We start from the raw sequence: 12936 nt of genomic DNA on the forward strand, positions 1-12936 counted from the left end.
CTCGCCCCTAGAACGGCTTCAGGACCATCAGGTAGGCGATGAAGCCGATCGACAGCATTCCCACCCACACGGTCACGGTGGGGACGGTGGAGCGGAGCACCCCGTCCAGGTCCTCCGCGGCGACGGCGGTCCCGCCCGACTCCTGGATCCGCATGACGTTGCGGACCCGCCGGTAGTACGGCGCCGCCACCGCGTACATGAAGGCCATGTTCGCGACGAACACCCCCAGGGCCACCCAGATCCACCCCTGGCCCCACCAGTGCCCATTGAACCCCGCCCAGATCCCACCGAACAGCAGCAGCAGGATCGAGATGTAGAAGACGCCGGTGGAGGAGCTCGAGACCTGGAGCATCACACGGATCTTGTCCGGGTTGCGCTCGTGACGGAGGCGCAGGGCCATGGCGGCGGTGACTCCGTGGGAGAACAGGAACCCGAGGACCCCGATGATGTGGATGAAGACGAGCCACGCGTACACGCGGATCCCTTCCCCGATCGGTGGAGCCTACCGTGATGCTCGCCAATCGGGCAACGCGCTGGGGTGGCCCGCCGGTCCCGCTACGCCTGGGAGGCGAAGGTCTGGCCGCGCTCGTCCGGCATCTCCAGCAGCTCGGCGAACAGGGCCCGGTAGTGGACCATGGCCTGACGGAGCGCCTCCGTGCTCTCGTCGCCCGACTTCATCCGGATGTGGATGGCGTGGGCCGAGCGGTAGTTCTGGACCACGTTCGGGTGGTCGACGGAGACATCGGCGGCCCGCTGCTCGAACTGTTCCATGGGATAGCCGCGGTCGCGCATGACCCGGGTGACCAGCAGGTCGGCCTCACGGACGGCGGCACCGGGCTGGTCGACGAAGCGGCTCTGGACCGCCTGCCACTCTCCCCGGTAGCGCTCGCGTTCCTCCGGGGCCAGCGGCCGGATGGTGAGCTGCTCGCGGCGCCGGCGCCGGGCCTGGAGCTCGGACTCGGCGTCCTGCCGGCTTCCGCGGCTCTGCACCGTACGGTCGTACTCCGGTCCGAACGTCGAGCGCAGGTCCCGGGTCCGTCGAGCTCGCCTCGCGGCCCATACGGTGGCCGCGATCACGGACCTACCCGGGCTGCTCGGAGGACAAACGGCGTGCCTCGGGCGCCGACTTGGCCTCGCTGATCTCCAGGAGGTGGCCGTCGGGGTCCCGGAAGAAGCACCGGACCTCCCAGTCGTACTCCACCGGCGGGGTGAGGAACTCGGCGCCCCGGGAGCGCAGGGTCTCGTAGGCCGCGCGGCAGTCGGGGACCCGGATAGTCATCTCGTGGCTCACGGTGCCGGGGTCGGCCGGCGGGGCGAACGTCACGCCCGGCTTGTCCTCCGTCGGCCCCCCGCCGGTGACCAGCAGCAGCCACGTCCCGAGGAACCGCATGACCACCGACGTGCCGCCGTACTCGCGGTACAGGTCCGCGCCCAGCACGTCCCGGTAGAAGTCCCGGGAGCGCTCGGCATCGCGCACCACGAGCAGATGCGTGAGCTCCATGCCCTCGACCGGAAAGCCCCCCATGCTGGCCCCCTTCTGCCCGGATCGCCGCAGTGTACGTGACACTTCAGGCGATGTGTTTAGGGGCACGTGCCCCCCGGGTACCTGCCCCGTGCCCGCGGCCGGGGCGTCCGGCCGCGACCGAACAGGGGAGGAACGAACCGTGAAGCGACGTTCGCTGGTGGCGGCGGGCACGCTGGCCCTCGCGCTCACCATGGTGGGACCGGCCGGCGCCTCCGCACCGATGCTCTGGCACCGTCCCATCGTGGTGGTCGGGGCCAACCAATCGAACAACTGGTCCGGCTACAACCAGGGGACGCTGGAGCAGAACGGGAAGCTGTTCAGCTCGGTATCGGGACCTGGGTCGTCCCCACGGCCAAGGCCCACAAGGCGGGTGAGAACGAGTACTCGTCGAGCTGGGTCGGCATCGGCGGCGGATGTGTCAATGCCGACTGCACGGTAACCGACTCGACGCTGATCCAGGCGGGGACCGAGCAAGACGTGGACTCCAAGGGCCGCGCGTCCTACTCGGCGTGGTGGGAGCTCATCCCGGCGCCGTCGATCACCATCTCCGGCTTCCCCGTGAGGGCCGGCGACAAGATGTTCGTGTCGATCTCCGAGAATCCGACCGGCTCCAACGTGTGGACGATCCTGGTCAAGAACCTGACCACCGGGAAGACGTTCACCCAGACCGTTCCGTACAGCTCGACCCACGCCACCGCGGAGTGGATCGAGGAGACCCCTGTGGTCATCGACGACCAGGGCAACGTGAGCATCGGCCCGCTGCCGAGCCTGGGAGCAGTGAAGTTCACCGGCGCCACCACCAACGGGACGAGCGCGGCCCTGAAGGCGCCGGAGGCGATCCAGCTGGTCGACTTCAATGGCGCCGTGCTGGCCACGCCGTCGGCCCCCAAGGGCGGGACCGCCTTCAACGACTGCACGTACGCATCGACCTGCGCGGCGCCCCGGTAGGGGCAACCGTCTCGTGAAGGAGCCGGGCGCCCGGCGCGCCCGGCCCTCGTCGTCGGGGCACGTTCGCAGGGACCGCCTAGTATCCGGCGGATGGACCCGCTCGACTCGCTCGTCCCTCGTTTGCCCCCGGACCGGGTGAGCCGGGACCCGGCCCAGCTGGCGCCGAAGGCCCGTGACATGTCCGCGCTGGCCCTGCTGGCCGGGGTGCGGGGCGACCAGCCGGTGCTCCCCGCGGCGGCCGTGCTCCCCCGGTCCACGGAGGAGATGGCGACCGTCCTGGCGTGGGCCCAGGAGACCGGGACGCCCATCGTTCCCCGTGGTGGGGGGTCCGGGGTCAGCGGGGGCGGCTTCACGTCCGCGGACTCCGTCGTGGTGGACCTGTCGCGGATGGACCGGGTGCTCGGCATCGACACCGTGTCGCGGACCGTCGAGGTGGAGGCGGGGATCGGGGGCACCGTCCTGGAGGCGGCCCTGGAGGCGAAGGGGCTCACGACCGGTCATTACCCCCAGTCCATCGAGCTGTCCACGGTCGGCGGGTGGATCGCCGCCTCTTCGGCCGGGCAGGCCTCGTCGGGATACGGGGCCATCGAGGACCTCGTGCTCGGCATGACGGTGGTGCTGGCGGGAGGAGCCGTGGTCCGGCTGAAGCCCGTCCCTCGGTCCGCGGCGGGCCCGGACCTTCGCCGCCTGTTCATCGGCTCGGAGGGAACGCTCGGCGTGGTGACCGGGGCGGTCCTGGCGTGCCGGCCGCGGCCGCTCGGATACGCGTGGGCGGGGTTCGGGTTCGACTCGTTCGAAGCGTGCATCGAGGCGATGCGGGCGATCGAGGCGGCCGGCGTGGGGTCGGTGGTGGTGCGGGGATACGACGAGGCGGACGCCACCCTGGCGTTCGGCCGCCTGGGGCACGCGGGTGGTTCCGCCGCCATCGTGGGGTTCGCCGCCGATGCCGCCGGCCTGGCGGAACGCATGGCCGAGGCCACCACCCGGGCGAACGCGGCCGGCGGCCGCGAGCTGGGACCGGCGTACGGCGAGCACTGGTGGGTGCATCGAAACGACGCTGTCGGCCTGTATCGCCGAATCATGGGCCCCGATCGTGCCTTCGGACCGGGCACCGTGGTCGACACCATGGAGGTGGCCGCGGTGTGGAGCCGGATCCCGGCGTTGTACGGACGGGTGCGCGAGGCGCTCCTGGCCGGCGCCGAGATCGTGGGATGCCACCTCTCGCACGTCTATCCGGCCGGCTCGTCGCTGTACTTCACGTTCCTGGTCCGGGGGTCGGACGACCGTGACGTGGAGGGCCGGTACCTGGCTACCTGGGAGGGCGCGGTGCAGGCGTGCCTGATGGTGGGAGGGACCATCACCCACCACCACGGCGTGGGCCGGCTGAAGGCCCGGTTCATGGCCGCGGAGCTCGGGGAGGAGGGCCTGGCGGTGCTGCGCGCGGTGAAGAGGGTCCTCGATCCCTCGGGCATCCTGAACCCGGGCGTCCTGCTTCCCTAGAGCGATAGCGGCAGGGCCGGAGGGCTCGTCCGCCGAGGTGCCGGTCAGCCCGCCGGGAGCCGGACGCTCGCGTCCATCGTGGACAGGCGGGTCCGCCTAACGAGCACGTCGTCGTCGGTGAGGGCCATCTCGCGCGTCCGGGCCAGGTTCAGCTCCACCTGGAGGACCGGGAACCCGGGAACGGCGGGATCGCCCAGCGACCGGTCCTCGCCGATGAGCCGAAGCGCCTCCTTCCAGTCGTCGCCGAACCGGGTCACCAGGCGGCGGGCGGAGGCTTCCGGCAGCCCGAGAGCGGTTCCCTCCGCCATCGCTCGCCCCAGCGCCTCGCTGAACGGGCGGGTGAGCCCGAGCGGAAGCTCGCGGGTCCGGCACCGGCCGCCGGTTCCCAGGGCCCGGGCCGCCCGGTCGACCAGCTCCTCGGCCATGGCCCGGTAGGTGGTGAGCTTGCCGCCGGTGATGGTGAGGAGCCCCGGCGGGTCCTCGAAGATCCGGTGCTTGCGCGAGAGGTCGGCTGTCGGGCCACGGGCCCCGCCCAACAGCGGCCTGAGGCCGGCCCAGGTAGCCGTGACGTCGTCTCGCGTGACGCCGGGGAACGCCGCGGCCACGGCCTGGAGCACGTATTCGAGGTCGGCCTCCTCCACGGCTGGATCGTCGAGGCCGCCGTGGTACTCCGTGTCGGTGGTCCCGGCGTACACCCGGTCCCCCCACGGGATCACGAACACGAACCGGCGGTCGCCGGCTCCGGAGGGGACGAACAGCGCCGTCCTGGTGTCCACCGCCCCCGGCCGGAACACCAGGTGGACGCCCTTGCTGGGGCGGAGCATCCCTCCGGCGCGGGCCGCCATGGTGTGGACCGAGTCGGCCCACACGCCCGTCGCGTTCACGGTGATCCGAGCTTGGACGTCGAGGTGCTCGTCGGTCTGGTGGTCGAGCACCCTGGCGCCCCGGACCCGGCCCTCGCCGATCAGCGCGGTCACCTCGGCGTGGTTCGCGACGAGGGCGCCGTGCCGCTTCGCCGCGCGGACCGCCTCCAGGGTCAGCCGGGCGTCGTCGGTCCGGCATTCCCAGTACCGCACGCCCCGGGTGGGGCGTCCCAGGCCGGGCGCCACGCGATGCAGCTCGGCGGCGTCCACGGCCCGGTGGCGTCCCAGGTTTCGCCCCAGGGCCAGCGTGTCGTACACCGTGAGGCCGAGGCGGAACAGGAACTGCTGGCGGGAGGAACTCGTCGGCGCGTACATGGTGACGGGGCGGACCAGGTGCGGAGCCAGGCGGAGGATCACCACGCGCTCCCGGAGGGCCTGCTGCACCAGGCCGAAGTCGTAGTGCTCGAGGTAGCGGGCGCCGCCGTGGACCATCCGGGAGGAACGCCCGGAGGTCCCGGAGGCGAAGTCCTCCCGCTCCACCAGTCCCACCGAGAGGCCTCGGGACGCGGCGTCCAGGGCGATCCCGGCCCCGGCGATGCCGCCGCCGACCACCAGGAGGTCGAGCTCGGTCTCCGCCATGCGCCCCAGATCGGTTCGGCGGGTGTCCGCGGCCAGGGGAAGCATGCCGGGCCATGGTAGCGGCCGGGGACGCGCGCTCCCCGGCCGGCCTTGCCGTCCCCGGGTCTCAGGAAGCGCCGGGGGCCCGGAGGGCCGTCTTCACGATCTTCCCCATCTCGTTGCGAGGGAGCGCGTCCACGAATCGAACAACCCGGGGACGCTTGTGTGGGGCGAGCGTTGCCGCCACGTGGTCCTCCAGCTCCGCCGCGGTCGTCGCGGTCGCTTCGCGCTCCGGCCGCAGCACCACCCAGGCCACGATGCGCTGCCCCAGGCGGTCGTCGGGTTCGCCGGTCACGGCAGCCTCCGACACCGCGGAGTGGTCGAGCAGGGCGGCCTCCACCTCGCCCGCCCCCACGCGATGCCCACCGGTCTTGATGAGGTCGATGTCCCGCCGCCCCACGATCCGGTACCACCCGTCCTCGTCCCTGATGGCCACGTCGCCGGTGTGGAACCACCCGTCGCGCAGGGCGTTCCTCGTGGCGTCCGGCCGGTTCAGGTAGCCCAGGAACACGTTGGGGCCGCGCACGAGGACCTCGCCCGACGGCTCCTCTCCCTCTCCCTCTCCCTCTCCCTCGACCGGCACCCCGCCGCCGCCGATCAGGCCCACCTCGACACCGGGCAGCGGCGGCCCGACCGTCCCCGGCCGCCGGTCGCTCGAGGCCGGCACGGCGCAGTTCATGAGGGTCTCGGTGAGGCCGTAGCGCTGCACGATGCGCTGTCCGGTAGCCCGCTCGATCCGGGCCCAGTCCCGGTGGGGGAGGGGAGCGGAGCCCGACACCAGCAGGCGGGCCCGGGCGAGCGCCCCGGCCACGGCCGGATCGGCCTCGGCCGCGTCGGCCAGATCCCGGTGCATGGTCGGCACCGCGAACAGCATCGAGGCCTCGCCGGCCAGCTCCTGGGCGATGGCATGGGGGAGGAACCGCCCCACGTGGTGGACGCGGCCGCCGGTCCGGAGGGAGCCCAGCACGCCCAGCACCAGGCCGTGCACGTGATGGAGGGGCAGGCCGTGCGTGAGGACGTCGTCGGACGTCCACTCCCACACCGCGGCCTGCGCGTCCAGGTTGGTGGCCAGCGCCCGGCGCGGGATCACCGCGCCCTTGGGCGGGCCCGTGGTCCCGGACGTGAAGAACACCAGCGCGGGCGCATCCGGGCCGGGCTCGGGGCGGAGGGGGCGGCCCGAGGCCCCCAGGTCGACGTCGATCCGTTCGAGTGACGCCAGGGCGCCGGGAAGCTCGTCCTTCGGGCCGGCCAGTACCCGGCGGGGAGCGGCGTCACGCAGGACGTGGGACAGTTCGAGGGTCCCGGTTCGGGGGTTGACGGGGACGGCGACCGCGCCGGCCAGCAGGGTCCCGACCACGCCGGCGCACGTCTCCAGGGCCGGCTCTGCCCACACCGCCACGCGCTCGCCGGCGTCCAGGAGCGCGGCCACCGCCGAGGCGGCGTCCCGAAGCTGCCCGTAGGTCAGGGACCGACCGGCGGCCCTGAGCGCCTCGCCGCCACCTCCCGCCAGGACCGCGGGAAGGAGTTCGTCCATGGTTGCGTCCACGGTATCCGACCGGGCCGGGCTGGACCGCTCGCCGGAGCGAGCGCCGACCGGGCGGCGGATAATGTGGCTCCGGCCGGCGGGCAGTCCTGACCAACCGCGAGGCCCTGGTCGCCGGGAGGAGCGGTTCGTGAGGGACGTCGAGGTCCGGGGCCGGCCCGGCGACCGGTTCGAGGAGATCCTCACCGGGGAGGCGCTCGAGCTGGTGGCCGCCCTCCAGCGCGAGTTCGGTGGCCGCCGCGCGGAGCTGCTCCAGGCCCGCGGGGAACGCCAGGCCCGCCTGGACGCCGGCGAGCGGCCGGACTTCCTGCCGGGGACGAAGAGCGTCCGCGAGGGCGACTGGCGGGTGGCGCCGGCGCCGGCCGACCTCGAGGACCGCCGGGTCGAGATCACCGGGCCCACCGACCGCAAGATGATGATCAACGCGCTGAACTCGGGGGCGCGGGTGTTCATGGCGGACTTCGAGGACGCCAACAGCCCGACCTGGGCCAACATGGCCGGGGGACAGGTGAACCTGGCCGAGGCGGTACGCCGGCGGATCCAGTTCACCGGCCCCGACGGCCGTGCGTACCGGCTCCACGACGACGTGGCCACGCTGGTGGTGCGCCCCCGGGGCTGGCACCTGGTGGAGCGCCACGTGGTGGTCGACGGCGAGCCGGTGTCCGCGAGCCTGTTCGACTTCGGGCTGGCGTTCTTCCACAACGCGCGGGAGCTGCTGGAACGGGGCTCCGGGCCGTACTTCTACCTCCCGAAGCTGGAGAGCCACCTCGAAGCACGCCTGTGGAACGACGTCTTCTCCCTGGCCCAGGACCGGCTGGGGATCCCCCGGGGAACGATCCGGGCCACCGTGCTCATCGAGACGATCCTGGCGGCGTTCGAGATGGAGGAGGTCCTGTACGAGCTTCGCGACCACTCGGGGGGACTGAACGCCGGCCGGTGGGACTACATCTTCAGCGTCATCAAGAAGTTCCGCCGCCACCCACAGTTCCTGCTGCCCGACCGCGCCAGGATCACCATGACCGTTCCGTTCATGCGCGCGTACACGGAGCTGCTGGTGCGGACGTGCCACCGCCGGGGCGCTCACGCCATCGGCGGCATGGCCGCGTACATCCCCAGCCGGAAGGACCCCGAGGCGAACGAGCGGGCGCTGGCCGCGGTGGCCGCCGACAAGGTCCGGGAAGCCGGGGACGGCTTCGACGGGACGTGGGTGGCGCACCCCGACCTCGTCCCCACGGCCATGGCGGAGTTCGACCGGGTGCTGGGCGACCGCCCCAACCAGCTGGATCGAACCCGCGCCGACGTGGCGGTTTCCGCCCGCGATCTGCTGGACATCCGCGTCCCGGAGGGAGCTGTGACCGCGGCCGGCGTCCGGAGCAACGTCAGCGTGGGGATCCAGTACCTGGCCTCGTGGCTCCGCGGCGTCGGGGCCGCGGCCATCGACAACCTGATGGAGGACGCCGCCACCTCGGAGATCTCCCGGTCCCAGGTGTGGCAGTGGGTCCACCATGGGGCGGAGCTCGCGGAGGGCGGCCCCGTCACCCGCGACCTCGTGGCGAGGGTGGTCCGGGAGGAGCTGGACCGCATCCGGGCCGCGGCGGGAGATCGGGCCTTCGCAGAGGGCCGCTACGACGACGCCAGGGAGCTGTTCGAGCAGGTGGCCATGGAGGAAGCGTTCATCGAGTTCCTGACGATCCCCGCCTACGAGCGCATCGACTAGAGAGCGCGTCGGCGGCCGGACGTAGGATGGACGGGACCATGAAGGGCGACCGCGTGGAGATCGTGGTGGACACCGGGAACGGCGTCCAGACCTACGAGATCGCCGCGACCAAAGCCGGCCGGCGGGTGGAGGTCTCCACGGCTCGCGGGGTCGTGGAGGTGGCCGAGATCACCCGATCCGGCCAGGCCGTCCGCACCGGGCGGTTCATGGCCACGCGGGTGGTCGCGGTGGTGGAGCATCCGGCCCAGGACGAGGGCGAACGGCAGGCCCGAACCCGGCCGCCTTCGGACCAGTCGAGCCTGCTGTAGGGGCCCGGGAGGGCGAGGCCGGTCAGGCCACCCAGACGAACGCCTGGTGCTCGGTCGAGCGGGCCGTCGGGACCGGGGCGCGGGTCCCGAACGCCCATCCCTCCGCGTCGTCGAACACCCCGGTGACCTCACCGCAGCTGGAGCACACGTCCGCCCCCCACCGGGGGTCGGTGGGCCGGTCGCGGCGAAGGTCTCGCAGGACCTGGGCGAGCAGGGCGGCCGCCGCGGACGTCAGCCGGCAGTCGTCACACAGGACGGAGGTGGTGGACATCTCGATTGAAGTCTCGGGAGCCTCCCCCACCTGCTTTAGCCGGAAGTCTGGATGGCCGCAGTTGGACACCGGCGATGACGGGATGTCAGAGGCGATTGGTATAGTTCGCCTGAGGGCACGGCATCGCAGTTTCAGGCTCCGAGCAGTTCCCTCGCCCGGCCGAGAGGCCGGAGGCCGACGGACGGGTCCACGGGCCGGCACGAGTCCGGGACGGCCAGGAAAGGAGGGGATTGTTCGTGGCAACAGGTGTCGTGAAGTGGTTCAACTCCGAGAAGGGGTACGGCTTCATCTCCCAGGAGGGCGGTCCGGACGTGTTCGTGCACTACAGCGCGATCCAGGGGACCGGCTACAAGAACCTCGAGGAGAACCAGCGGGTCGAGTTCGAGGTCACCCAGGGGCAGAAGGGCCCCCAGGCGACCAACGTGCGGCCCGTGGCGTAATCGCTGACCGCGAGCGAAACGTAGAACGATCGAGGCCGCCCGCAGAGGGCGGCCGCGTCGCGTGGTGGGCTCGGTGGAAACGTGAAAGCGTGGCGACCGGGTGGATCAGCCCCGGCGACCCCCGCCGCCTCCGCGGAAGCCTCCCGGGCCTCCCGGTCGCCGGTCCCGGGGAGCGGGGGGCGGCGCCTCCTTGAGCCTGACGAACTCGGGGTGATGCCCCGTCCGTTCCACCCTGACCCTGATGTAGTCGCCGTTTTGGACCCGCTCGGTCTCCCTCCACCCGCTGTTCAGCAGGTGGTGCAGACGGCCGGCGGCACCCTTGCGGAGCCGGTCCGTGCCCGGAACCTTCACGTACAGCCGTTCGTAGCGGACTTCCTTGTGATCGCCCACGATCTCTCCTTGCGCTCGGCCAGCCAGCCTAGCCGGTGGAGGCCAGCAGCGTCACCGGGATGTCGACGACGTTGATGGGCTGGCCGTTCTCGGCGCTGGCCTCGAACGCCTCCACCGTGCCGGGCTGATCGTGGTCGACGTGGAACGCGAGCTTCGTCTGGAAGGCCCCGCGGCACCCCGTCCCGCAGGTGGCGCTGGTGAAGCCGGAGGCGATCTCGTTCCCGTTTTCGTCCAGGATCCGCAGGTTCACCGTGGCCTCGAACACGTCGGCGGTGCCGGAGATCTTCACCGGACTGGAGACCGCCACGCGGATGGTCGGGCTCTCCACCACGATCGCCGGCAGGAGCTGCTCGAAGTCCGACCGCTGCCAGGGCCGGTGCAGGGCCGCGCCCTGGATGTCGAAGGGCTGGATGGGCTGGCCGTCGAGCTGGAGGGCCACGCCCTTCACCGTGGGGAACTGGCTGATGGTGAACACGACCTGTCCGATGCGGGTGAACTCCGAGACCGAGCTTCCCCCGGACAGGAACTCGGGCGACAGGTCCACCGTGGCCACGCCGTTCGAGATGGACAGTCCGAGGAGCGTGGTGCCGGGCGGGACCTGGGTCCCCACGCTCTCCGCCACGCTCGGGTTGGGGGGACCGCCGAGCAGGGCCTCCAGCGAGGCCCGCCCCACCGCCTGCGTCTCCGGCGCCACCCATGGGATCGCGAACAGGTGGTCGCTTCGGGCGAACCACAACTCGAAGGTGACGGACGGGACCTCGACGGGACCGCTCGCGGTTGCTGTGGCGGTGACCTGGACCTCGGTCGGGGGGAGCGTCGTGGAGACCGGGCCGGTGGGGGCCGGACCGACGGAGTGGGCACCCCGCTCGCCGCAGGCCGCGGCGACCACGGCGATCGCCGCCGCCAGGACGATGAGGCGCTTCATGGTTGGACCCGACGGATCGTCCTCCACCAGGAGCACTCGCTCGTCCACCCGGGAAGCGTATCCCGGCGTGTACAGTGGCCGGCCGTGTCCGCCGTGCTGGGTGTCCGTCACGCCGAGGTGGAGAACCCCGAAGGGGTGGTGTACGGCCGGCTCGCCGGCTTCCACCTCTCCGCCGCCGGGCTCGAGCACGCCGAGCGGGTGGGGGCCCTGCTGGCCTCGGCTCCCGTCGTGGCGGTCCACGCCAGCCCGCTGGAGCGGGCCCAGGAGACGGCCCGGGCCCTGGCGGCCCCGCACGGGCTGGAGGTCATCACGGACGAGCGCCTCATCGAGTGGGTGGCGAACGAGGCCTGGCAGGGGCGGTCGTGGAAGGACCTGCTGGCCTCGCCGGAGTACGGACGCGTCACCGGCGACCCGATCCGGAACGCGCCGCTCGACCCCCTGGACCGGGTGGGGGAGCGGATCGTGCAGTGGGCGCACGAGGCCGAGGCCGCCCACCCGGAGGGCATGGTGCTGGGCGTCTCGCACGAGGCCCCGCTGGTGGCGGCGTACCTGTGGGGGCGCCGCGGCGACTTCACCACCTACAAGTCCGTGAACATCCCCCACCTGTCCGCGGTCCGGCTGGTGCCGGGGCCCCCCGAGCTGGTCGACCCCTTCGACGCGGTCTCCTGCTAGCGCCGGGAGGCCGGCCTAGACTGGCAGAACGACGCGGCCGCTCATGACGAATAGCTCACGGATGAAGCGAGCGATCCTCTCGTTCCTCGCGCTCGGGAGCCTGCTCACGGCGTGCGCCGTCCCGGCCGGTCACGTGAGCGGCTCCAGCGCTCCGTTCCCCATCTCGCTCCGGGGAACCACCTCCCCGATCCCGCTTCCCTCGGGCTCCCCCCTGCCCACGAGCAACCCGAACGAGGACCCCGTGGTGGCGGTGGTGCACCGGGTCCTTCCCTCGGTGGTGAACGTGACCACCAACCTCCTCCTCCAGCACACGCTGTTCGGGAGCCAGCCCGGCCGGGGGGTGGGGACCGGGTTCGTCATCCGCTCCGATGGCCTGATCGTGACGAACTGGCACGTGGTGGAGTGCGCCCAGCACATCACCGTGATCACGCCTCCGCCCGACGTGCAGCGGTTCGACGCCCGGGTCATCGGTGGCGACCCCAGCTCCGACCTGGCCGTGGTCAAAATCGACGGCCACGACATGCCCTCCCTGTCGCTCGGGGACTCCAGCCAGCTGGAGCTGGGGGAGCACGTGGTGGCGCTGGGGTACGCGCTGGCCCTGAACGGCGGGCCCACCGTGACCAGCGGCATCGTCTCGGCCCTGCACCGCTCGCTCCCGGTCAGCGACCCGAACTTCGGCACCCGCACCTACGGCGACGTCATCCAGACGGATGCGGCCATCAACCCCGGGAACTCCGGCGGGCCGCTGGTGAACCTGGCCGGGCAGGTGGTCGGGATCGACACGGCGGGGGCTTCCCAGGCCGAGAACATCGGGTTCGCCATCGCCATCGACTCCGCCAAGCCAACCATCGAGCAGGCCGTGAACAACCCGTCGGCCCCCGTGGCGTTCCTGGGGGTGGACACCACGGACGTCACCAAGGCCCTCGTGTTCCAGATCTCGCTGCCGGTCACCCAGGGCGCCTACGTGCTGGACGTGACACCCGGAAGCCCCGCCGCCGCCGCCGGGATCAAGGGGGGTGAGGTCATCTCGGCGTTCGACGGGAAGGCCGTGAACACCTCCGACGACCTCGGCGCGCTGATCCAGGCCCAGTCGCCCGGCGACAAGGCGCAGGTGACCGTGGTGGACGCCCGCGGCGCCGAGCGGACCGTCACGGTC

The 12936-nt window shown here is 72.1% G+C and carries 15 protein-coding genes; 7 read left to right on the plus strand and 8 right to left on the minus strand.

The window, feature by feature from the left end; translation table 11 throughout:
• Positions 1–7: 7 nt before the first annotated feature.
• From M3Q23_03830 to M3Q23_03840, 3 genes are all read right to left on the minus strand, one after another.
• A complete protein-coding gene (locus M3Q23_03830) occupies positions 8–475 on the minus strand; it encodes a DUF2269 domain-containing protein (protein ID MDP9341241.1) in 468 nt (155 codons plus the stop codon).
• Between the two features lie 80 nt (positions 476–555).
• A complete protein-coding gene (locus M3Q23_03835; protein MDP9341242.1) occupies positions 556–1077 on the minus strand; it encodes a hypothetical protein in 522 nt (173 codons plus the stop codon).
• Positions 1078–1081: 4 nt separating this feature from the next.
• Entirely contained in the window at positions 1082–1525 is a 444-nt protein-coding gene (locus M3Q23_03840) for a VOC family protein (GenBank protein MDP9341243.1), read from the minus strand.
• 66 nt (positions 1526–1591) lie between these two features.
• Between M3Q23_03840 and M3Q23_03845 the strand changes: the two genes are divergently transcribed.
• Positions 1592–2473 (plus strand): G1 family endopeptidase, encoded by an 882-nt coding sequence (locus M3Q23_03845; protein MDP9341244.1) that lies wholly within the window; start codon positions 1592–1594, stop codon positions 2471–2473.
• 90 nt (positions 2474–2563) lie between these two features.
• A complete protein-coding gene (locus tag M3Q23_03850; GenBank protein ID MDP9341245.1) occupies positions 2564–3973 on the plus strand; it encodes an FAD-binding oxidoreductase in 1410 nt (469 codons plus the stop codon).
• A gap of 44 nt (positions 3974–4017) precedes the next feature.
• On the opposite strand, the gene M3Q23_03855 is transcribed toward M3Q23_03850, so the two are convergent.
• The gene (locus tag M3Q23_03855; protein MDP9341246.1) at positions 4018–5520 is read right to left on the minus strand and encodes a glycerol-3-phosphate dehydrogenase/oxidase; all 1503 of its coding nucleotides are present in this window, start codon (positions 5518–5520) and stop codon (positions 4018–4020) included.
• A 61-nt stretch (positions 5521–5581) separates the two neighbouring features.
• Positions 5582–7048, minus strand: coding sequence for an AMP-binding protein (locus M3Q23_03860; GenBank protein ID MDP9341247.1), 1467 nt, complete (start codon positions 7046–7048; stop codon positions 5582–5584).
• A 139-nt stretch (positions 7049–7187) separates the two neighbouring features.
• Here M3Q23_03860 and aceB point away from each other — a divergent pair, with 139 nt between their 5' ends.
• Both aceB and M3Q23_03870 read left to right on the plus strand, forming a co-directional pair.
• The gene (gene aceB / locus M3Q23_03865; GenBank protein ID MDP9341248.1) at positions 7188–8774 is read left to right on the plus strand and encodes a malate synthase A; all 1587 of its coding nucleotides are present in this window, start codon (positions 7188–7190) and stop codon (positions 8772–8774) included.
• 38 nt (positions 8775–8812) lie between these two features.
• Entirely contained in the window at positions 8813–9082 is a 270-nt protein-coding gene (locus M3Q23_03870; GenBank protein ID MDP9341249.1) for a hypothetical protein, read from the plus strand.
• A gap of 22 nt (positions 9083–9104) precedes the next feature.
• Here the strand turns inward: M3Q23_03870 and M3Q23_03875 are convergent, their stop codons facing one another.
• The gene (locus tag M3Q23_03875) at positions 9105–9353 is read right to left on the minus strand and encodes a hypothetical protein (GenBank protein MDP9341250.1); all 249 of its coding nucleotides are present in this window, start codon (positions 9351–9353) and stop codon (positions 9105–9107) included.
• A 236-nt stretch (positions 9354–9589) separates the two neighbouring features.
• Between M3Q23_03875 and M3Q23_03880 the strand changes: the two genes are divergently transcribed.
• Positions 9590–9793 (plus strand): cold-shock protein, encoded by a 204-nt coding sequence (locus M3Q23_03880; GenBank protein MDP9341251.1) that lies wholly within the window; start codon positions 9590–9592, stop codon positions 9791–9793.
• 105 nt (positions 9794–9898) lie between these two features.
• On the opposite strand, the gene M3Q23_03885 is transcribed toward M3Q23_03880, so the two are convergent.
• A complete protein-coding gene (locus M3Q23_03885; protein MDP9341252.1) occupies positions 9899–10183 on the minus strand; it encodes a hypothetical protein in 285 nt (94 codons plus the stop codon).
• A gap of 28 nt (positions 10184–10211) precedes the next feature.
• The gene (locus M3Q23_03890; protein MDP9341253.1) at positions 10212–11156 is read right to left on the minus strand and encodes a GerMN domain-containing protein; all 945 of its coding nucleotides are present in this window, start codon (positions 11154–11156) and stop codon (positions 10212–10214) included.
• Between the two features lie 36 nt (positions 11157–11192).
• Here M3Q23_03890 and M3Q23_03895 point away from each other — a divergent pair, with 36 nt between their 5' ends.
• Both M3Q23_03895 and M3Q23_03900 read left to right on the plus strand, forming a co-directional pair.
• Entirely contained in the window at positions 11193–11780 is a 588-nt protein-coding gene (locus tag M3Q23_03895) for a histidine phosphatase family protein (GenBank protein MDP9341254.1), read from the plus strand.
• Positions 11781–11841: 61 nt separating this feature from the next.
• On the plus strand, positions 11842–12936 hold a 1095-nt coding region (locus M3Q23_03900), incomplete at its 3' end, for a trypsin-like peptidase domain-containing protein (protein MDP9341255.1).

It is taken from the genome of Actinomycetota bacterium, assembly GCA_030774015.1.
Lineage (GTDB): Bacteria > Actinomycetota > UBA4738 > UBA4738 > JACQTL01 > JALYLZ01.

Bases quoted from the DNA above. Each gene is read 5' to 3' on its own strand.
- M3Q23_03875 (MDP9341250.1), bottom strand. From the start codon at position 9,353: ATGTCCACCACCTCCGTCCTGTGTGACGACTGCCGGCTGACGTCCGCG.
- M3Q23_03840 (MDP9341243.1), bottom strand. From the start codon at position 1,525: ATGGGGGGCTTTCCGGTCGAGGGCATGGAGCTCACGCATCTGCTCGTG.
- M3Q23_03850 (MDP9341245.1), top strand. From the start codon at position 2,564: ATGGACCCGCTCGACTCGCTCGTCCCTCGTTTGCCCCCGGACCGGGTG.
- M3Q23_03855 (MDP9341246.1), bottom strand. From the start codon at position 5,520: ATGCTTCCCCTGGCCGCGGACACCCGCCGAACCGATCTGGGGCGCATG.
- M3Q23_03860 (MDP9341247.1), bottom strand. From the start codon at position 7,048: ATGGACGAACTCCTTCCCGCGGTCCTGGCGGGAGGTGGCGGCGAGGCG.
- M3Q23_03870 (MDP9341249.1), top strand. From the start codon at position 8,813: ATGAAGGGCGACCGCGTGGAGATCGTGGTGGACACCGGGAACGGCGTC.